At 64.3% G+C, this 20652-nt stretch carries 13 protein-coding genes; 8 read left to right on the top strand and 5 right to left on the bottom strand.

Annotated elements, in window-relative coordinates:
* The first annotated feature begins 59 nt into the window (after positions 1-59).
* From HDE78_RS09755 to HDE78_RS09725, 7 genes are all read left to right on the top strand, one after another.
* Complete coding sequence (locus HDE78_RS09755; protein WP_179478741.1) at positions 60-1190, top strand: LysM peptidoglycan-binding domain-containing protein; 1131 nt, start codon at positions 60-62, stop codon at positions 1188-1190.
* Between the two features lie 79 nt (positions 1191-1269).
* Complete coding sequence (gene dprA, locus HDE78_RS09750) at positions 1270-2451, top strand: DNA-processing protein DprA (protein WP_179478739.1); 1182 nt, start codon at positions 1270-1272, stop codon at positions 2449-2451.
* Positions 2452-2584: 133 nt separating this feature from the next.
* Positions 2585-5113 carry a DNA topoisomerase I gene (locus tag HDE78_RS09745; RefSeq protein WP_179478729.1) on the top strand — a complete coding sequence of 843 codons (2529 nt, stop codon included), beginning with the start codon at positions 2585-2587 and terminating at the stop codon, positions 5111-5113.
* A complete protein-coding gene (locus tag HDE78_RS09740; protein WP_179478727.1) occupies positions 5114-5686 on the top strand; it encodes a Sua5/YciO/YrdC/YwlC family protein in 573 nt (190 codons plus the stop codon).
* A gap of 169 nt (positions 5687-5855) precedes the next feature.
* The gene (locus HDE78_RS09735; RefSeq protein ID WP_179478719.1) at positions 5856-7229 is read left to right on the top strand and encodes an AMP-binding protein; all 1374 of its coding nucleotides are present in this window, start codon (positions 5856-5858) and stop codon (positions 7227-7229) included.
* 163 nt (positions 7230-7392) lie between these two features.
* Positions 7393-8676: a phosphoribosylamine--glycine ligase gene (gene purD / locus HDE78_RS09730; RefSeq protein ID WP_179478717.1), complete on the top strand. Its 1284-nt coding sequence runs from the start codon at positions 7393-7395 to the stop codon at positions 8674-8676.
* Positions 8677-8911: 235 nt separating this feature from the next.
* Positions 8912-9778 (top strand): DUF1481 domain-containing protein, encoded by an 867-nt coding sequence (locus HDE78_RS09725; protein ID WP_179478715.1) that lies wholly within the window; start codon positions 8912-8914, stop codon positions 9776-9778.
* Positions 9779-9893: 115 nt separating this feature from the next.
* Here HDE78_RS09725 and HDE78_RS09720 read toward each other — a convergent pair whose 3' ends face one another.
* The 4 genes from HDE78_RS09720 to mnmG form a co-directional block, all read right to left on the bottom strand.
* Positions 9894-11759 (bottom strand): autotransporter domain-containing protein, encoded by a 1866-nt coding sequence (locus HDE78_RS09720; RefSeq protein WP_179478713.1) that lies wholly within the window; start codon positions 11757-11759, stop codon positions 9894-9896.
* Positions 11760-11871: 112 nt separating this feature from the next.
* The gene (locus HDE78_RS09715; RefSeq protein ID WP_179478706.1) at positions 11872-14208 is read right to left on the bottom strand and encodes a Tex family protein; all 2337 of its coding nucleotides are present in this window, start codon (positions 14206-14208) and stop codon (positions 11872-11874) included.
* A gap of 159 nt (positions 14209-14367) precedes the next feature.
* Positions 14368-15141: an RDD family protein gene (locus tag HDE78_RS09710; RefSeq protein WP_179478705.1), complete on the bottom strand. Its 774-nt coding sequence runs from the start codon at positions 15139-15141 to the stop codon at positions 14368-14370.
* Between the two features lie 72 nt (positions 15142-15213).
* The gene (gene mnmG / locus HDE78_RS09705) at positions 15214-17091 is read right to left on the bottom strand and encodes a tRNA uridine-5-carboxymethylaminomethyl(34) synthesis enzyme MnmG (protein WP_179478703.1); all 1878 of its coding nucleotides are present in this window, start codon (positions 17089-17091) and stop codon (positions 15214-15216) included.
* Positions 17092-17694: 603 nt separating this feature from the next.
* Between mnmG and HDE78_RS09700 the strand changes: the two genes are divergently transcribed.
* Positions 17695-17874 (top strand): hypothetical protein, encoded by a 180-nt coding sequence (locus HDE78_RS09700; RefSeq protein WP_179478701.1) that lies wholly within the window; start codon positions 17695-17697, stop codon positions 17872-17874.
* An 88-nt stretch (positions 17875-17962) separates the two neighbouring features.
* Here the strand turns inward: HDE78_RS09700 and pepN are convergent, their stop codons facing one another.
* Positions 17963-20623: an aminopeptidase N gene (pepN, locus tag HDE78_RS09695; protein WP_179478700.1), complete on the bottom strand. Its 2661-nt coding sequence runs from the start codon at positions 20621-20623 to the stop codon at positions 17963-17965.
* Positions 20624-20652: the final 29 nt, after the last annotated feature.

Below are 20652 nucleotides of genomic sequence, written 5' to 3'. Positions count from 1 at the left end.
CGCGTGTTAACGGTTCGGTTACACTCGACCGAGCATCTGGGGAAGGGGGATTCCCGCCAATGATCAGAAAAATTACCGTGTTGCTGGCCGGCATGCTGGTCACTGTGGCCGCCTATGCGGCGGGCGCCCAGCTGCGAGCCAATCATCCGGACAGCTACACCGTGCGGCGGGGCGACACGCTCTGGGCCATTTCCGCCAAGTTCCTCGCCAAACCATGGCTGTGGCCGGAAATCTGGCAGGCCAACCCGCAGGTACGCAATCCACATCTGATCTATCCGGGCGATGTGCTCAACTTGTCCTTCATCAACGGTGGAGGCGGTCCGAGCCTGCGGCTCGAGCCCAGCGTGCACGCCGAAGGTCAGGCGATTCCTGCGATTCCACTGACGGAACTGCAGACCTTCCTCAAGGACATGGAGGTGGTCGATTCCAACACCGCCAAAACCGCGCCGTATGTTGTGGGTCTGGAAGAGGGCCGTCTGCGCAGCACGCCAGGCCAAAATATTTACGTACGCGGTCTGCAGGGAGCGCCTGGCCAGCGGTGGGCTATCGTACGGCCGTCGCATTTCTTCCGCAGCTTTGACGCGCAGGGATCGGGCAAGGGCGATCTGGTTGCCCACGAGTTGGACGATAACGTTGCACTGTTCAAAACGCCGTGGGACGAAAATACCCGCAATGACGGTCATTACGGTAAGGGCGACGATCGCGGCGTCGAAGTCAGCGTGATCGGCACGGCGGAGACGCTGCGCATGGGCGACCCATCAACGCTGCTGTTGTTGAACTCCACCGTCGATATTCGTGCCGGTGACCGCATCATGCCGCTCGACGATGCGCCTTACGATCCCTACTACTATCCGCATCCACCACAGTCGGTGGCCCCGGACGCGCGTGTGATCGGCTTTACCGATGCCATGGATGCGGTCGGTCCGCATCAGGTGGTGGCGCTGTCGATCGGCAAGCGCGACGGTGTCGACAACGGCCAGACCTATTCGGTCTACCAACCGGGTCAGACCATCAGCGACGATGTGGCAAGCAGCAGCTGGCATCGCGACATCGGCAAGAAGGTGATCCTGCCCGCGGAATTCGTCGGTCATGTCATGGTGTTCCGCACCTTCGACCGCGTCAGCTACGGCCTGGTGATGGATGGTCTGCGGCCGATCGAAAAGGGCAACGAGTTGCGCATGCCGGAGTGACCAGGCGGGTTTTTCCTACACAACGGCGCGGCTACCACCGTGCCGTTTTTGTTTGCGCAGTGTTCGTACACTGCAAGGCATGAATGACTCGGATGAATCGCGCGCATGGATGATTGCTCTGCGCACGCCCGGCTTGGGTCCGGGCGGCCTGCGCGAGCGGCTGGCCGCAGCCAGTGGGGACATCCGCCTGGTACTGACGAACCTGCGGCAGCATCCGTCGCTGGACGAGCCTGCGCGGGCCTGGCTGCAGCAGCCGGATGAAGCTCGGATCGCCGAGGACATGGCGTGGCTCTCGCAGCCGTCGCATCGGCTCCTGCGCTGCACCGACGTCGATTTTCCGCCCCAGCTTGAGAACATCCCGCAGCCGCCTGCAGCGCTCTTCGTGGTCGGGGACGCGAGCCTGCTGTTGTATCCGCAGGTGGCGATCGTCGGTGCGCGCCGGGCCAGCACCGGCGGACTGACGCACGCACGCGCCTTCACCGTGGCGCTGGCGCAGGCCGGATTCATCATCACCAGCGGTATGGCCGACGGCATCGACGGTGCGGCGCATCTGGCGGCGCTCGATCACGGCGTACCCACGCTGGCGGTGGTCGGTACCGGGCCGGATCGGGTCTATCCGCGCAAGCATCACGCACTGGCCAAACGCATCGCCGAGCAGGGCGCACTGGTGAGCGAATTTCCGCCGGGCACCACGGCGCGCGCCGATCACTTTCCCCGGCGCAACCGGCTGATTGCGGGACTGTCGCTGGGCACGCTGGTCATCGAGGCCGGGCTGCAGTCCGGCTCGCTGATCACGGCTCGACTGGCTGGCGAGCAGGGCCGAGAAGTGTTCGCGCTGCCGGGCTCTATTCACAATCCGCTGGCCCACGGCTGCCATCGTCTGATCCGTGACGGCGCACGCCTGGTCGAAACGGCCGCTGAAATTATCGAGACATTGGCGCCCGCAGCGCGCATGCTTGGCGCCGATCTGGCCGAGCGGCTGGCGCAGAGCGGCGGCGAACGCGTCAGCAAGGCGGCAGTCGAAGCGGACCATGAGGTACGTTTCGACAGGTCGATCAGCTCAGGCAACGATGCCGAATATTCCCGCCTGTGGGCCGAACTTGGCCACGAGCCGGCGACGTTGGACGAACTTGTGCAGCGAACCGGGCAGCCGGCAAGGGTCTTGTCGTCGATGCTGCTGATGCTCGAGCTGGAGGCGAAAGTGGAGACGCTGCCGGGCAATCGCTACCAGCGTCTTGGCGGTTCCGTCGTCAGCGGCTAAGCCTTGCCGTGGCGCCGTTCGTGGCGATTCGGGATGAGTCCGGGCTTGACAGCCCCGGCTCCGGCGTGTTTTCAACTATATATGTGCGTGGCGCCGCAAGCGCCGCTGATCCTTTCGTGGAAACTCAAGCTTCATGGCAAAAAATCTGCTCATCGTCGAATCGCCGGCCAAGGCCAAGACGATCAACAAGTACCTTGGCAAGGACTTCCACGTGCTGGCTTCGTACGGCCACGTGCGCGACTTGCGTCCGAAGGAGGGCGCGGTGGATCCCGAGCATGGCTTTGCCATGGCCTACGAAGTGATCGAGCGCAACGAGAAACATGTCGATGCGATCGCCAAGGCGGCCAAGCAGGCTGACGATATCTATCTCGCGACCGACTTGGATCGCGAAGGCGAGGCGATCTCCTGGCATATCAGCGAGATACTGAAGGAGCGTGGCCTGCTTGAAGGCAAGCGCATGCATCGTGTGGTGTTTTCCGAGATCACCCCCAAGGCGATCAAGGCCGCGGTGGCCAATCCGCGCCAGCTCTCTCACGATCTGGTCGATGCACAGCAGGCGCGTCGTGCGCTGGATTATCTGGTCGGCTTCAACCTCTCCCCGGTGTTATGGCGCAAGGTGCAGCGTGGCCTCTCGGCCGGCCGCGTGCAGTCGCCCGCGCTGCGCATGATCGTCGAGCGCGAAGAGGAAATCGAAGCCTTCAACGCCCGCGAATACTGGACCATCGAAGCGCAGCTCAAGCACGCCGATGGCGATTTCACCGCACGCCTGAGCAAGCTCAACGGCAAGAAATTCGAACAGTTCGACCTGACCAACGAAGCCGAGACGTTGGCGGCCCGCGATGCGCTTAAACAGGCCGCACGCGGCAGGCTCACCGTCAGCGACGTCAGCTCGAAAGAGCGCAAGCGCCGGCCGGCAGCGCCCTTCACCACGTCCACGCTGCAGCAGGAGGCCGCGCGCAAGCTGGGCTTCACCACCAGCCGCACGATGAAGATCGCGCAGGGCCTGTACGAGGGCGTGGCGCTGGGCGCGGAGGGCAATGTCGGCCTGATCACTTACATGCGTACCGACTCCACCATGCTGGGCGACGATGCGCTGGCCGAGCTGCGCCAGCTGATCACCCGCGATTTCGGCGCCAAGGCGCTGCCGGATGCGCCGCAGGTCTACAAGACCAAGTCGAAGAATGCGCAGGAAGCGCATGAAGCCATTCGACCCACGTCGGCGATGTACACGCCGCGCGACGTCGCCGCCTTCTTGAACGACGACCAGCGCAAGCTGTACGAGCTGATCTGGAAGCGTACCGTGGCCTGCCAGATGATCCACGCGACCCTCAACACCGTCTCGGTCGAATTCGCCTTGCGCGACGTGCCCGGTGGCGAGGCCTCGTTCCGCGCCAGTGGCACCACGGTGATCGATCCGGGTTTCCTCGCCGTGTACGAGGAGGGCCGCGATCAGAAGAACGTCGACGATGACGATGAGGGCCGCCGCCTGCCGCGCATGGAAACCGGCGAGCAAGTGCCGCTGCACGATATCGTCGCCGACCAGCATTTCACCGAGCCACCGCCGCGCTATTCCGAGGCGAGCCTGGTCAAGGCGTTGGAAGAGCACGGCATCGGTCGGCCGTCTACCTACGCCAGCATCATCCAGGTGCTGCAGAATCGCGAATACGTCTACCTCGACAGTCGCCGCTTCAAGCCCAGCGATGTCGGCCGCGCGGTCAGCAATTTCCTGACCTCGCATTTCACCCGCTACGTCGATTACGACTTCACCGCCAAGCTCGAGGACGAGCTCGACGCGGTCAGCCGCGGCGAGGAAGCCTGGGTGCCACTGATGGAGCGCTTCTGGCTGCCGTTCAAGCAGCAGGTGGACGAGAAAACCGAGTCGGTCGATCGCAACGAAGCCACCGGCGCGCGCGAACTCGGCACCGATCCGAAAAGCGGCAAGCCCGTGTCCGTTCGGCTGGGTCGCTACGGGCCGTTTGCGCAGATCGGCACCAAGGAAGACGAAGACAAGCCCACCTTCGCCAGCCTGCGCCCCGGCCAGAGCATGCACACCATCTCGCTGGCCGATGCGCTGGAGCTGTTCAAGCTGCCGCGCAAGCTCGGCCAAGCGGAAAACGGTGAAGAGGTCAGCGTGGCGATCGGCCGCTTCGGCCCGTTCGTGAAGCAGGGCGAAACCTATGCCTCGCTCAAGCCCGAAGACGATCCGTACACGATCGAATTGCCGCGCGCCCTGCAGATCGTGCAGGAGCGGCTGGAAATGCTCGCCAACCGGCTGATCCTCGATTTCGGCAATGGCGTGCAGGTACTCAACGGCCGCTACGGCGCTTACATTACGGACGGCGAAAAAAACGCGCGTATCCCGAAAGAGCAGGAGCCGAAAGAGCTGACCGAAGCGCAGTGCATCGGGCTGCTGGCCGCCGCGCCCGTGCGCAAGGGCCGCTTCGGCAAAAAGACTGCAACAAAGAAAACGGCGACCAAGAAAGCCGCGGCCGCCAAAACGCCCGCGGTCAAAAAAGCGGCCACCAAGAAGGCGCCGGCAAAAAAGGCCGCTGCTAAAAAATCGGCGACGAAAAAGGCCGCGACCAAGAAATCGGCGGCCAAGAAAGCCATTGCCAAAAAGCCGGCAGTGAAAAAGCCGATCGAAAAATCCCTCGAGGCCTGAGTGCTGCGCCGCTTTACCCTCGCCGAGATCGATGCCGCCGCCGGGCTTATGCACGGTGGCGGCGTGCTGGCGTATCCCACCGAAGCCGTTTTCGGCCTCGGTTGCGATCCGCACAACGCCGCTGCCTTCGAGCGGCTATTTGTCCTCAAGCAGCGGCCGGCGACGCAAGGCGTGCTGCTGATCGCGGCCGACTTCGACCAGGTCGAACGCTACATCGACCTGGAGTCGGTGCCCGCTGATATCCTGCAGCAGGTGCGCGCAAGCTGGCCGGGGCCGAACACTTGGATCTTCCCCCGTTCGTCGGCAGTGCCTAGCTGGGTTGCCGGCTCGCACAGCGGCATCGCGCTGCGCGTCACCGCCCATCCGCCGGCGGACGCACTGTGCCGCGCGTTTGGCGGTGCGGTGGTGTCGACCAGCGCCAATCCGCACGGTCAGGCACCGGCGCGCTCGGCCCAAGCCGTGGATGCCTTTTTCGGCGAGTCGCTGGACGGCCTTTTGGACGGGGCGCTGGGCGGGCAGGCGAGTCCCACGGTGATCCGCGACGCCCTTTCGGGCACTATCGTGCGCAGCTGACTGCGGTGGCGCCGCCGCAGGACAGATGCCGAAACGGCGCTCGAGCGGCAAAGACGCATCGAACGTTGGATCGGGTCACTTCACTGCGTCTTCGGGCTGCGGATGCCATCTTTCGCCCTGCAACGCCTGTTGAGACTTCAGCCTGTTGAACCATCAAAGAGACCGTCGCTTGTCCATTGTTCCCGACATCTGCCAGCGCGAAGCGCCCGAGCTGTTGCCTCTGCTGCATCCCACAGACCCGTCTCGCGTGGTGGCGTGGCGCGACGGCAAACCGATCCAGGCGAGGCTCTTTCTGGCGCATGTGCGCGCCGTAGCGGCGCTGCTGCCGGCCGCCGCCGCTGTCAATTTGTGCGAGGACCGCTACGCTTTTCTGGTGGCCTTTTGCGCGATCGCGATCCGTGGCCAGATCAATCTGCTGCCTTCCTCGCGTGCGCCGCAGGCGGTGGATGAGGTGATGCAGGCCTATCCGGGCTGCTACGCCGTCGGCGATATGGATCTCGCGCTCGCGCCGCCGCGCTATCAGCGGCTGCTGCCGCTGGATGCGCTTTCATTCGACGCCGCGGAAGCCGATGGTGCATGGCCGCTGCTCGCTGCGGATCATGTGGTGGCCATTGGCTATACCTCCGGCTCCACCGGCATACCCAGCGCCAACCGAAAAACCTGGGGTAGCTTCGTTGCGAGCAACGCCGGCAATTTGGCGATGTTGCGGGCCGTCGTCGGCGAGCGTTTCGACCTGGTAGCTACCGTGCCGCCGCAGCACATGTACGGCATGGAGCTGTCGGTAGTGATGCCGCTGCTCGGCGGCGTGGGCGTGCACGCGGGCCGGCCGTTTTTCCCCGCCGATGTGGCCGCGGCGCTGGCAAACGTACCGGCGCCGCGCGTGCTGGTGACCACGCCGGTGCACCTGCGTGCGCTGGTCGATTCGGGCATTGCGTTGCCGCAGATCGCGGCCATCGTTTCTGCCACCGCGCCGATGCCGCTGGAGCTGGCGCGTGCCGCCGAGCAGCGCTTCGGCGCGCCGCTGCAGGAGATGTTTGGCTCCACCGAGACCTGCGTGTTCGCCAGTCGTCGCCCCACGGTAGACGAAGACTGGCTGCTCTACGATGGCGTCACCCTGCATCCGCAGCCCGACGGCACGACGGTGGATGCGCCGCAGCTGAGCGCACCTATCGCGTTGGCCGATATCGTGAGCCTGTCCGACAACGGCCGGCGTTTTCGCCTGCGCGGGCGCCACGCCGACATGTTGGAGATTGCCGGCAAGCGCGCCTCGCTGGCCGACCTTACGCGCCGGCTGTTGGCGATTCCCGGTGTGCTGGACGGTGTGGTCATGCAGCTTGCCGATGGCGACACCTTGGGCGTGCATCGCATTGCCGCCCTGGCGGTGGCGCCGGGTCTGGACGAGCAGCGGATTCTCGATGCCCTGCGCCACGCCATCGACCCCGTGTTTCTGCCGCGTCCGCTGCGGTTGGTGGAGGCATTGCCGCGCAACGAGACCGGCAAGCTACCCCGGGCGGCCTTGCTCGAACTGCTGCAGCGCGACTGAAACCGTCGCGCTAACGCGCACGAACGTCCGGCCGACGCTCGCCGATGCACTGAGCCGGCGAGCGTGCGGGATCGGTAAATATCCATTTATCTCCCCATCACAGCGTGCCTTACAATGCGCGTTCGGCTGTCGCCGGCCATCCACTCGCGTATCGGAATCAGGCATGAAAGTTCTTGTTATCGGCAACGGCGGTCGCGAACATGCGCTGGCGTGGAAGCTCAAGCAGTCGCCCCGCGTTACCGAGGTGATCGTGGCGCCGGGCAATGCCGGTACCGCGCACGAGCACGGCGTACGCAACGTCGACGTGGCGGCCAGCGATATCGACGGCCTGCTGGCGCTGGCCAAGCGTGAAAAGGTCGGCCTGACGGTGGTCGGCCCGGAAGTGCCGCTGGTCGCTGGCGTGGTCGACCGTTTTCGCGACGCCGGCCTGCGCATCTTCGGCCCCCGCGCGATCGCTGCGCAGCTGGAAGGCTCCAAGGCCTTCGCCAAGGATTTCCTGCTCCGACACAATATTCCGACCTCGCGCTACGCCGTGTTCACCGAATTGAACCGCGCGCTCGCTTACGTGCGCGAACACGGCGCGCCGATCGTGATCAAGGCCGACGGTCTGGCCGCCGGCAAGGGCGTGGTGGTCGCGCTGACCCTGGCCGATGCCGAACTGGCCCTGCACGACATGCTCGGCGCGCACAGCTTCGGCGACGCGTCGGCGCGGGTGGTAATCGAGGAATTTCTCGAGGGCGAGGAGGCCAGCTATATCGTCATGAGCGACGGCAGCCACGCGCTGCCGATGGCCAGCAGCCAGGACCATAAGCGCCGCGACGAAAACGATCTTGGCCCCAACACCGGCGGCATGGGCGCGTATTCGCCGGCGCCGGTGGTCACGAGCGAGATCGAACAACGCATCCTGAGGGAGGTGATCGACCCGACCCTGCGCGGTATGGCCAGCGAAGGGGCGCCGTTCATCGGTTTTCTCTATGCCGGGCTGATGATCGACAAGAACGGCACGCCGAAAGTGATCGAGTTCAACGTGCGTTTCGGCGATCCGGAAACCCAGCCGATCCTGCTGCGGCTGAAGTCCGATCTGGTCGACCTGATCGACGCCGCGCTGGATGGACGGCTGGAACACACCAAGGCGCGCTGGGACGCTCGACCCGCGATCGGCGTGGTGATGGCCGCCGGCGGTTACCCAGGCCGGGTGCGCAGCGGAGACCTCATCGCGGGCCTGGATACGCCGGCCCAGGCCGACGTCAAGGTGTTCCACGCCGGTACGACGTTGAACGCCGATGGCCGCGTGGTGACGGCGGGCGGGCGGGTGCTGACCGTCTGCGCGCTCGGTGGCGATATCGCCGATGCGCGCGCGCGGGCCTATGCGGCGATCGACGCGATTCGTTATGAAGGCGCCTTCTGTCGTCGCGATATCGCCCACCGCGCGCTGCATCGCCTTTGATGGTTTCTTCGCAACGGGTGCGGCATCGTCTCTCGGCGACGGAACGCGTAAACGGCGATGGGAGTGGCCTGCGCGGGCGCCCGCATACGCCGGCGAATGGATGCAGCGTTCGCAAAACCGATTTTTAGTTGGCCGACTTTTTCGGCTATGCTCCGAGCTTCCCCCGCGAAAAACCGATGGCGCGCAGCGTCTGACGCTCTATTCGCGCCCGCTTTCATGTTGATGAGGTTTTCCGATGCGCAAGATGGCTTTGTCGCTTATTCCGTTTGTTGCGCTGGCGTTCGCCGGCTGCAATTCGTCTTCGTCTTCGTCCGACGGTGCTCCCGCCTCCGCGAGCACGGCCGGCGCCGCCAAGGTCGCCAACGAGGTGAGCGGTACGGTCACGCTGCGTGCACCGGTCCAGCCGCTGTCGCCGAAGGCTTCGCTGAGCATCAAGGTGGTCGACGTATCGTCCACTGCCGACGCCAGCGCGCCGCCGCTGGCGTTGAAGCTGATCACGCCGGCCACGCAGTTTCCGCTGCCGTTCACGTTGAATTTTGATCCGACGAAGGTCAAGCCGAACGATATCTATGTCGTGCAGGCCGAGCTCAACGACGGCGATCGCCATTACGTCATGAAGATTCAGGCGCTGGTGCTCACCAACGGTAACAAGAACGACGGCGTCAATATCGAGCTGTCCTCCGAGCCGACCGCCGGTGAGAAAGTGCTGGCCGCATTTACCGACGTGCAGAAGCAGCTCGGTGCGATGAAGGTGAAGAGCGGCACCAAGCTGGACAAGGACGTGTCGCGCAGCTGGCAGGTGTTTCGCCAAGACAACGATCTGAAGTTCATCCGCGAGCTGGTCGATTACGGCGCCAAGGGCTTCACCAGCACCGACTACGCCTACAAGAACGGCAAGCCCTGGGTCATCGTGCAGCAGACCAAGCCCAACCAGGGCGCCAAGCCCACTGCGATTGATCGCGCCGGTTGGGACGACAACGGCAACCTGGTGCTGAAGCAGCACGAGGTCAACGGCAACGTGCAGCCGCTGGACGATTCGGCCGCGTCGAGCCTGCGCAAACAGGCTACGGATGTGCAGGCGCTGGCCACGGGCAGCAAGTAAAGTTCTGCGAAGTCTTGGAAGGCCGATATCGTCCAGCCTTCCAGACGTCCATTTTTCGATAAAAAAGCCGCCCTGTTTGGGCGGCTTTTTTTATGGCCTGACATATGCGGCGAGATCAAAACCGGTAGCGCAGCCCCAGATTGAAGGCGTTGTATTTTTGCGCGCTGTCGCTGAAGTGCGCGTTGTACGAAAACGTGCCGCTGAGCTGGGCGTTGAATTGCGCGGTCAGGCCGACATCGGCACTGCCCCAGGTCTTGTCGGGGATATAGCCGGCGATGGAAAACTGGCCGTTCAACGAGTTGAGTCCGGTGGTGACGTCGCGCGCGTCAGCCTTGCTGTCGCGGTTGTAGGCCACCTCGGCATACGGAATGAAGGTGGTGTTGGCGGTCTGCCACTGCCCCTGCAGGCGCCAGCCCAGCGTGCTGATCAGCGCCTTGCGGTGCTGGCTGCCGAACCACATGGCGGTGCTGTCGTCGCCGGCCTCGTGGTAACCATCGACGCGAATGCTCTGATATTCCAGATTGGCAAACGGCCCGTTCTTCAGCGTGCCTTCGCCGAACCACCAGCCGCCGGTGATGCCCGCACCCACATGCGAACCGTTGGGGGCACCGCTTTCCGTGCGCAGCAGCGGCCCCAATTCGATAAGGCGATCGACGTCGGTGAAATTCGAGTGGCCCGCCTCGCCGTAGCCGCCGAGGTAGCCGCCGCCGACATGGTAGGTGACATAGGCCAACGCCGAGGTATCGTTGAGATCGTAATGGCCGCCGCCGTTGAAGTTGGCGGTGTTGCGGCTCAGGCCGAGCGCCACGCCCATCGACAGATTGTCGTTGCTGCGCATGTCGGCGCCGAGCGTTACGTTGGTGTTGTCGCTGGTCGTGCGTGGCGAGTTGTCGGTGCCGTCGAAACGCTGCTGGCCGAAGTTGACCGTGGCGAACACGCGGCTGTCGGCGCCGGTGTCATCGGATTGCATCTGCGTACGCACGGCCTTGGTCTGCGCCGTGCTGACGGCCAGTGGCGCTTCGCCGAGCAGTGAAATCTGGCCCGGCGCGCGCAGTTCGGACAGCACGTACTGACCGAAAATCTCGTGCGCGGCGGTGGTCGGGTGCACGCCGTCGGCGAACAGATAGTTCTGCGCCGCGGTCGGCGTTACCAGGGTGCTGCCGTTGCAGTCGTGCGAGCTCGTCGTGGTGCAGGCGGGCACCGTGGTGTTGACGAAACCGAAGGCCGCCGGATTGGCCAGTACTTCGTTGAACAAGGCGTAGGTGTTCACCGAGAGGATGTTTGCGCCGGTGGCGGCCAGCCCGGCGTTGAGCGTCTGGTTGTAAGACGCCGAGACATTGCTGAGAAAGGTCTGGATGCCAGGTACCAACGCAGCATCGGAGGCTGCTGACGGTGTCTTGCCGATATCCGGCAGATTGAAAACCACCACGTAGTTCGCGCCAGCCTGCTTCAGCTGGCTGATCAGCGCCAGCTCCTGCGTGGCGGCGGCATTGATATTGGCGGTTGCCTGAGCAGCCGTTTCACCGGCACCCGGGAAAATGCTGCCGATACCGTACTGCGTCGCGTGGTAGAAAATATCGTTGGCGCCGCCCCACACCATGTACAGGCTGCGCGGATCGGCCTTGGCGCCATTGGCCAGATACCCGTCGACCTGTTGGGTCAGCGTGGGAATGGCTGGATCGGGGCCGTCGTCGTCGGTCACCACCCCGGCACCGCCATAAGCGTAATCGCTGCCGCCCACGCGCGACGGCTGCAGATTGAAGCCGTAGCCAGCGGCGATGTACTGCACGGCTACGTCCCCGGGATTGGTGGTGAATTTCGAGTACGTGTTGAGCGAGGTCGAAAAGAACTGGCCGGCGTCGCTCAGGCTGTCGCCGAACACGACTACGTTGTCGACCGGCGGTTGGTTGGATGCCTGCACGTTGGCGGCGAACAGCATGGCGGCCGCGATGGCCGTGACCAGATAACGGGTGCGAAGCATGGTTGAGTCCCCTCAATACGCGGCCCGGAGCAGGGCCTTAACGAGGGCGCAACAATATCGGAAACATCCTCCATACGCATGCGCAGGTGCAGCATGGAAAACCCGCGTCCCGCTAGTTTTTGCGGGCCTTGGCGAACGCGTCGGCAAAGGCGCCGCTGGCCGGCGGCGCCGTCGGTTTTGCAGGCATAACGCCGCGCGACGTGGACCTGCTGTCGCCATTCTTCGAATCTCGGGGCGCGCGCGCGTCGTTGCCGGCACCGGCACGCACGCGGCTCTGGCCGGGCTCGTCGTCCAGCCGCATCGACAGGCCGATGCGCTGGCGCGGCAGGTCGACTTCCATCACCTTCACCTTGACGATATCGCCGGCCTTGACCGCATCGCGCGGATCCTTGACGAAGGTGTGCGACAGCGCGGAGACGTGGACCAGTCCATCCTGGTGCACGCCGATGTCGACGAAGGCGCCGAATGCGGCGACGTTGGTGACGCGCCCTTCGAGAATCATGCCGGGCCTCAAATCCTTGACGTCCTCGACGCCCTCGGCGAAGCTCGGCGCGACGAACTCGGGGCGCGGGTCGCGGCCGGGTTTTTCCAGTTCTTTCAGAATGTCGCGCACGGTCGGCACACCGAAGCGCTCGTCGGTGAACTGTTCGGGTTTGAGGCCGCGCAGAAACGCGCTGTCGCCGATCACGCTTTTCACTTCGCGGCCGCACTGGGCGATGATGCGCTCGACCACCGGATACGCTTCCGGATGCACGGCGCTGGCGTCGAGCGGATTGTCGCCGTGCGACACGCGCAGAAATCCAGCGCACTGCTCGAACGCCTTGTCGCCTAGCCGCGGCACTTTCAGTAGCGCCTTGCGGTTGGCGAACGGGCCGTTGGCGTCGCGATGCTTCACCACGTTCTCGGCCACCGCGGCGGACAGGCCGGCCACGCGCGACAGCAGCGCGGCGGACGCCGTGTTCACGTCGACACCGACCGCGTTGACGCAGTCCTCGACCCGGGTTTCCAGCGCGCGTGCCAGCTTGATCTGGTTGACGTCGTGCTGGTACTGGCCCACGCCGATCGCCTTTGGTTCGATCTTCACCAGCTCGGCCAGCGGATCCTGCAGGCGGCGCGCGATCGATACGGCGCCGCGCAGGGTCACGTCGAGTTCCGGGAATTCCTTGGCGGCTATTTCCGATGCCGAATACACCGACGCGCCGGCTTCGCTCACGACGATCTTGGCCATTTTGAGATCGGCGTGCTTCTTGATCAGCTCGCCGGCCAGCTTGTCGGTTTCGCGCGAGGCGGTGCCGTTGCCGATGGCGATCAGATCGACGCCGTGCTGCTTGCACAGCTTGGCCAGCTGCGCGATCGATTCGTTCCACTGCTTGCGCGGCTCGTGCGGATAGATCACGTCGGTGGCCAGCAGCTTGCCGGTCGCGTCGACCACGGCCACCTTGACGCCGGTGCGGATGCCGGGATCCAGCCCCATCACCGTGCGCGCACCGGCCGGCGCGGCCAGCATCAAGTCCTTGAGATTGTCGCCGAACACGCGGATCGCCTCGTCCTCGGCGCCTTCGCGCACGCGGCCGAACAGGTCCAGCGTGAGGTGCAGATGCAGCTTCACGCGCCAGGTCAGCCGCACGGTTTCGCGCAGCCAGGCGTCGGCGGCGCGGCCGCGGTTGTGGATATCGGCACGCGCGGCCACGCGGCCTTCGCCTTCGGCATGGCCTTGTTCGCTGTCCACATCGGGGCTCAGCTCCAGCTCGATTACGCCCTCGTTGCGGGCGCGCATCAGGGCCAGCAGGCGGTGTGAGGGAATCTTGCCGATCGGCTCGACGTGGTCGAAGTAGTCGCGGAATTTCGCGCCCTCGTTTTCCTTGCCGGCGACGACCTTGGCGCGGATCTGCCCTTTGGCCCACAGCCAGTCGCGCAGCTCGCCGACCAGATAGGCATCTTCGGCGATCGACTCCATCAGGATCGCGCGGGCGCCGTCGAGCGCGGCGCGCACGTCGGGCACCCCCTTCTCGGCGTCGACAAAGGCTTCGGCAAAGGTTTCCGGAGTCTGCGTCGGATCTTCGCGCAAGCCGGTGGCCAGCGGCTCCAGGCCGGCCTCGCGGGCGATCTGTGCCTTGGTGAGGCGCTTGGGCTTGTACGGCAGGTAGAGATCTTCCAGCCGCGCCTTGCTGTCGGCCGCGAGCAGATCGTTTTTCAGCGTATCGGTGAGCTTGCCCTGTTCCTCCACGCTGGCGAGGATCGCCGCGCGCCGCTCTTCCAGTTCGCGCAGATAGCGCAGGCGCTCTTCCAGCAAACGCAGCTGTGTGTCGTCGAGACCGCCGGTGACTTCTTTGCGGTAGCGCGAAATGAACGGCACGGTGGCGCCGCCGTCGAGCAGTTCCACCGCCGCGCGAACCTGGTCGGGCTTGGCGGCAATATCCTGGGCAATGCGTTGTTCGATGCTGAGCATGGGGCTGGGGCGTTCTCTGAAAAATCCGGCCTAGCCGGAGGGGACTGCGAATGATAGCAAGCTGACCAGTCGGCCCGATTCCATCGCTGCGCCAGGATTGCGCGAGGGGCACAAAAAAGCGCCGGAGTGTGGCTCCGGCGCTTGGTTGCTACTCGTGGATCAGGCGCTAAAGGAGTTGTCGTTTCGTCCCGGCGTGGGCTGCTTCGGTTTGAAATTACCGGAGCGTCCGTTGAGCACGAGCGTGCTGACGACCAGGTCGTGCAAAGCCTGCTTGCGCTGCGTCCATCCCGCCATCAGGAAGCCGACGCCAAGGATCAGGGCGCTCAGGTACTTCGCGGGGTAGCGGCCAAGGGCGCGCGCAAAGCTGATCCGCCTGCCCTGCATATCGGTCACGCGGATACTCAGCGCAAGCTTGCCGAGTGTGGCCTGCCAGGCCGAGCTTTCGCAGATCGCAAAATACAGCCAGGTGATCGCGGTGATGATCAAGAGCGCCGGCGTCATGGCGTGGTAGTACTGCATCAGCGCGGCAAACATCACCTGGGGATCACCCGGCGCTGCGAGCTGGGCCTGCTTCATCGCCGCTTCTGCCGCATCGCCGCCCATCATTTTCTGGATCAGCAGATTCGGGATATAAAGAATGATCGCATCGAGAATATAGGCGCCCACGCGCTTCCAGAAACCCGCATAGTCTTCCAGCGTGGCGGCCGTGGTTTGCGGCAAAACGCTTGAAGCATAGGCAGGGGGCGCGGCGAATGGCGGCGCGGTATTAGCCACTTCGTCGGGGAACAGCATCGACAACGGCTGCCAGTCGGCCAGCCCTTCGTACCAGCCAAGGTCGTCGCGGCTGACCTGGCCACTGCGCAGCCACTGGCGGATATCGCCATCGCTGTATGGTCCGTGCCGTTCGCCGTCGCGTCCAATCCATACTTCCATTACTGCGCCTCCCCAAATAAGTCGTGATCAACGCTGCATGATGCCATGCATACGCGGCGACCGAGCAGCCTATCAGGCCGCCGCGCGACGCTTCAGGTGCACCAGCAGCAGCGAAATCGCGGCGGGTGTCACGCCGCTGACGCGCGCGGCCTGACCGACGGTGGCCGGCAGTGTGCGCTTGAGTTTCAGCAGCACCTCGGCGGACAGGCCGCGCACCTTGTCGTAGTCGAAGCTGGGCGGAATCACCGTGTGCTCGTTGCGCTGCTGACGTTCGATCTCTTCGCGCTGGCGCTGCAGATAGCCGGCGTACTTCACCTGCACCTCGACCTGGGCGGCCACGTCGTCGCGTTCGACCGCGGGGCCGAGTTCGCCGACCGAGGCAAGCTTGGCGTAATCGAGTTCGGGACGACGCAGCAGATCCAGTGCCGTGGTTTCGCGGCTCACCGCCACGCCAAGATCGCGTTCGATGGCTGCGCCCAGCGCGTTGGCCGGTGTCGCCCACAGCGTTTGCAACCGGCGAATCTCGGCATCGACCGCCTCGCGCTTGGCGCGCATGGCATCGAAGCGCGCCTGCGGCACCACGCCGAGTGCGTGGCCGGTTTCGGTGAGGCGCAGGTCGGCGTTGTCCTCGCGCAGGTGCAACCGATACTCGGCGCGTGAGGTGAACATGCGGTACGGCTCAATCGTGCCGTTGCTGGTGAGGTCGTCGATCAGCACGCCGATATACGCCTCGTCGCGGCGCGGATACCAGGGCGCTTTGTCTTGCATGGCCAGCGCGGCGTTCATGCCGGCGATCAGACCCTGCGCGGCGGCTTCTTCATAACCGGTAGTGCCGTTGATCTGGCCGGCGAAATACAGCCCGCCGATGGCCTTGGTCTCCAGCCACGGGTTGAGCCCGCGCGGGTCGAAATAGTCGTATTCGATCGCGTAGCCGGGCCGGGTGATATGCGCCTTCTCGAAGCCCTTGATCGACTGCACCAGCGCCAGCTGCACGTCGTACGGCAGCGAGGTGGAAATGCCGTTGGGATAGATCTCGAAGGTGTCCAGACCCTCCGGCTCGATGAAGATCTGGTGCGAGGGCTTGTCGGCGAAGCGCACTACCTTGTCCTCGATCGAGGGGCAGTAGCGCGGACCGACGCCTTCGATCTGACCAGTGTACAGCGGCGAACGGTCCAGCGCGCCGCGGATCAGCTCGTGCGTGCGCTCGGACGTATGCGTAATCCAGCAGCTGATCTGCCGCGGATGCTCTTCGCGCGAGCCCAGATACGAGAACACCGGCGCCGGATCGTCGCCGGGTTGTTCTTCCAGCGCGCTGAAATCGATGCTGCGCATATCGATGCGCGGTGGCGTGCCGGTTTTCAACCGATCGGCCGCGACCGGCAGCTCGCGCAGCCTCGAAGCCAGCGTGCTGGCCGGCGGGTCGCCCGCGCGGCCACCGGCATACTGCGCCGGTCCGATATGGATCTTGCCGGCGAGAAAGGTGCCGGCGGTCAGCACCACGCTGGCGGCGCCGAACGACAGACCCATCTGCGTGACCACGCCGGTGACGCGGCCGTTCTCGATGATCAGGTCGTCGACCGCCTGCTGGAACAGTTCGAGATTCGGCTGGGTTTCGACGATGCGGCGGATCGCCGCCTTGTATAGCGAGCGGTCGGCCTGGCAACGCGTGGCGCGCACGGCCGGTCCCTTCGAGGCGTTGAGCGTGCGCCATTGGATGCCGGCACGGTCGGCGGCGTGGGCCATCGCACCGCCCAGGGCGTCGATTTCCTTGACCAGATGCCCCTTGCCGATGCCGCCGATGGCGGGGTTGCAGCTCATCTGGCCGATGGTTTCGATGTTGTGGCTCAGCAGCAGCGTGCGCGCGCCCGTCCTCGCGGCGGCCAGCGCGGCTTCGGTGCCGGCGTGGCCGCCGCCGATCACGATAACGTCGTAGTGGATGGGATGACGCATCGGACTGCCCCGGGTGTGCAAAAGGTGACAAAACAGGCGCTATTTTAGCGGCATCCGGTGGAACTCGTTCTTGTTGCGCTGCGTGGCACGCTTTCTGCTAAACGCCAGTAGCACTTTCACGGGCAGACGCTGCGCGATTCGCGCGCTGAGATCGAGCGGACAGGGGTTCGATTGAGTACTGGGAAAGGTAGCAAGACGGCACCCCTCTGGGGTGCCGTCGTCTTTTGTGGAGTCGCATTTCCCATTCAGGCTTTCAGCCTCAGCCAAAAGCAAAGCCCCGCCGTTGCTGCGGCGGGGCTTTGCTTGGAATAAATCTGGCGCCGGGCGGTCTCAGGAACAGGGGGAATCCAGGAAGACCGTATTGCCAGGCGCCAGAAAAGGAAATTTGGCACGGGCTGAGTGGGGCTTTTTCAGACCGGAGCTCAATTCTTGTCTCGAACGCGTGAACCCGAAGTGACTGCCGGGCGGATTTGTGCCGGCTCGTGGCAGCAGCTGACGCGCAGCGTCAGCCATGTGATCAAGCTCGCTGTGCAACCGTGATGCCGGTCACACATTGGCATGGCTGTTGCATCGTCATTCCTACCAAAATGAGGGGGACTCAGCATGGATATGAACTTCGAAATGCTTTATCCGCGTCACGATCTGCTGGTCGCGTTGGGCCAGATTGAAATGGCGATGGAGGGCCTGGGCGAGCGCGATGAAAGCGAGCGCAGTTCGTTGCAGCCGCGCCTGGAGTCGCGCATGAGTGCGCTGCTCGAAGCGCTGCGCGATCTCTCGGTATAACGAAGGCAAGTTGCGCAAGCGAATCCACCACGCTTCCCCAAGCCATGATTGCGGTCGCGCCGGTTGCCGCGCGACCGCCCAGGCTGCTTCAGTGCCGAAAGACGTTATCGATGATTTCCGTCAGATTGCGTGACAAGGAATCCTGGCGGGCAAGCGCGGAAATCGCCGTATGAGCCGCCTCGCGCCGCTTCGGCTCCAGCCGTTGCCAGCCGTTGAACGCCGTGGCGATGCGGGCAGCCAGCTGTGGATTGAGTGCATCCAGCTGTATCAGCCGGTCAGCCAGTAGCCGATAGCCGGCACCGTCGGCGCGGTGAAAGCCGCTGGGATTGCCGCGCACGAAGCTGCCTAGCAGCGCATGCACCCGATTGGGGTTTTTCAGCGTGAATAGAGGATCGTTTTCCAGTGCCTGCACGCGCACCAAGGGATCTGCCACGGTGCACTGGGCCTGGATCGCAAACCACTTGTCCATCGCCAGCGCGTTGTCGGCATAACGCTGGCGATAGTGCTGCACGGCGTCGGCAGCCTGCGCCGATTCGCCGCGCAATAGAACGCTTAGCGCCGCCAGCCGGTCGGTCATGGCCGGTGCGCTGCCGTACTGGCTCAGCGCCAGCGGATAAGCCGTCGTGCCGTCGACCAGTTCCAAAAGTTCCAGCACGCGGCGCTTGAGCCGGCGCCGCGCTTGGCTGAGCGGATCGAGCTGTGCGCTGGTGTGTGCCGCCAAGTCGAGATAGCGCTGTTCCAGTGCCTTTGCGCCGATCCGTTCGGCGAGCCGCTTTTGCAGATCCTGGCGCAGCCGATGGATGCGTTGCGGATCGACCACGCTCTCTCGCTCGGCCAGCTCGACTTCGCCCAGCGGCGTCAGCAGATCGGCGAGCAGCGCATCGTCGATACTGTCGCTGGCGAATAGTGTCGCGAGCGTATCGCACCACGCCTGCACGGCATTGACGGTATTGCCATCGCGCAGGTTATCGAAGGCGCGCGCGGCGAGCTGCTGGCCGGCTTCCCAGCGATTGAAGCCATCGATGTCGTGGCCCAGCAGCAGCGCCAGCTGCGCCGGCGTGTAATCGCATTCCAGAATGACCGGCGCGGAAAATCCGCGCAGCAGCGATGGCACCGGCGCCGATTCGACCTTGCCAAAGACAAACGTCTGCTCGGACTGGTCGAGAATCACCACGCTTTCCGTCACCGACGTATCGCCGTTGGCCGTCTGGCCGTCCAGATGCAGAGGCAGCATCGTGCCGCTATCGGCGAACAGCGCCAGCTTCACTGGAATCGGCAGCGGCTCGCCGTCGTGCGCATCGGCGCCGTTGGCGGCATGCTGGGAGAGTGTGAGGGCGTAGGTTTGCCGTACGCCATCGTAATGGCCATGCGCCTTGAGTCGCGGCGTGCCCGCCCGGGCATACCAGGCGAGGTTCGCCATCAGGTCGATATCGTTCGCGTCGCCGAGCGCCGAGAGAAAATCTTCCAGCGTGGCCGCGGTGCCGTCGTTGCGCTCGAAGTAGAGGTCCATGCCGCGCCGGAAGCCGTCCTTGCCCAGTCGCGCCGACAGCATGCGCACCAGTTCGGAACCCTTCTCGTAAACGGTAGCGGTGTAGAAGTTATTGATCTCGCTGTACTGCGCCGGACGCACCGGATGCGCCAGCGGGCCGGCATCCTCGGGAAACTGGGCGCGGCGCAGCAGGGAAACGTCCTCGATCCGCTTCAGCGGTGCCGAGTTCATGTCGGCGGAAAAACTCTGCTCGCGAAATACCGTGAGGCCTTCTTTCAGCGACAGCTGGAACCAGTCGCGACAGGTGACGCGGTTGCCGCTCCAATTGTGGAAATACTCGTGCGCGACCACGGCTTCGACGTGCCGATACTCATCGTCGGTCGAGCTGTCCGGGTCGGCCAGCAGGTACTTCGCGTTGAAGATATTGAGGCCCTTGTTCTCCATCGCACCCATATTGAAATCGTGGGTGGCGACGATGTGGAACACGCCCAGATCGTAGTTGCGGCCATAGGTCTCTTCATCCCAGCGCATGGCGCGTTCGAGCGAATCCATCGCGTAATCGCACTGGTGGATCGCGTCGGACTCGGCCCAGATATTCAGCGTGACTGCGCGCTCATCGGCGGTCACGTAGTGGCGCGAAATCTTTTCCAGTTTGCCGGCGACCAGGGCGAACAGATAGCTCGGCTTGCGGTACGGATCGACGAAACGCGCCCAGTGCCGGCCGCCCTCCAGCTCGCCGCTGCCGTCGGCATTGCCGCCGGCCAGCAGTACGGGAAAGCGCTGTTTATCGGCACGCAGGGTGACGGTGTAAAGCGACTGCACGTCCGGCCGGTCGGGGAAAAAGGTGATGTGCCGAAACCCCTCGGCTTCGCACTGGGTCAGCAGAAAGCCGCTGTCGCGCTTGCCGGAAAAAAACAGGCCCTCCATGGTGGTGTTCGCTAACGGCTTCAGCCGTACGCGCGTCTCCAGCACGCTGCCGTCGCGGGCGCCATCGACTTCCAGTACACCGTCCGCATACCGATAGGCGGATTCCGGCAGCGGCTTTTTGTCCAGCACGATCGAGAGCAGCTCGAGGTTTTCGCCGTCCAGCCGCAGCGGTGAGGATTGTTCGGGATCGCGGCGCAGCAGCAGGCGTGAAGATACGTCGGTGCTATCGATGCCGAGATCGAACTCCAGTTCGACGTTTTCGACCTGCCAGGCGGGTGCGCGATAGTCGCTGAGGCGAATCAGCGCGGCGGTTTTTTCGATGGTGGCGTTCATGTAAACAACAGGGGGCATGGGGTCGCGCA

The organism is Rhodanobacter sp. K2T2, assembly GCF_013408815.1.
Taxonomy (GTDB): domain Bacteria; phylum Pseudomonadota; class Gammaproteobacteria; order Xanthomonadales; family Rhodanobacteraceae; genus Rhodanobacter.
This window is presented reverse-complemented; position numbering and strand designations above follow the sequence as displayed.

What these genes read in the sequence shown, in the direction of transcription:
- HDE78_RS09755 (WP_179478741.1), top strand. Translation starts at nt 60, where the DNA reads ATGATCAGAAAAATTACCGTGTTGCTGGCCGGCATGCTGGTCACTGTG.
- dprA (WP_179478739.1), top strand. Translation starts at nt 1,270, where the DNA reads ATGAATGACTCGGATGAATCGCGCGCATGGATGATTGCTCTGCGCACG.
- HDE78_RS09745 (WP_179478729.1), top strand. Translation starts at nt 2,585, where the DNA reads ATGGCAAAAAATCTGCTCATCGTCGAATCGCCGGCCAAGGCCAAGACG.
- purD (WP_179478717.1), top strand. Translation starts at nt 7,393, where the DNA reads ATGAAAGTTCTTGTTATCGGCAACGGCGGTCGCGAACATGCGCTGGCG.
- HDE78_RS09725 (WP_179478715.1), top strand. Translation starts at nt 8,912, where the DNA reads ATGCGCAAGATGGCTTTGTCGCTTATTCCGTTTGTTGCGCTGGCGTTC.
- HDE78_RS09720 (WP_179478713.1), bottom strand. Translation starts at nt 11,759, where the DNA reads ATGCTTCGCACCCGTTATCTGGTCACGGCCATCGCGGCCGCCATGCTG.
- HDE78_RS09715 (WP_179478706.1), bottom strand. Translation starts at nt 14,208, where the DNA reads ATGCTCAGCATCGAACAACGCATTGCCCAGGATATTGCCGCCAAGCCC.
- HDE78_RS09710 (WP_179478705.1), bottom strand. Translation starts at nt 15,141, where the DNA reads ATGGAAGTATGGATTGGACGCGACGGCGAACGGCACGGACCATACAGC.
- mnmG (WP_179478703.1), bottom strand. Translation starts at nt 17,091, where the DNA reads ATGCGTCATCCCATCCACTACGACGTTATCGTGATCGGCGGCGGCCAC.
- HDE78_RS09700 (WP_179478701.1), top strand. Translation starts at nt 17,695, where the DNA reads ATGGATATGAACTTCGAAATGCTTTATCCGCGTCACGATCTGCTGGTC.
- pepN (WP_179478700.1), bottom strand. Translation starts at nt 20,623, where the DNA reads ATGAACGCCACCATCGAAAAAACCGCCGCGCTGATTCGCCTCAGCGAC.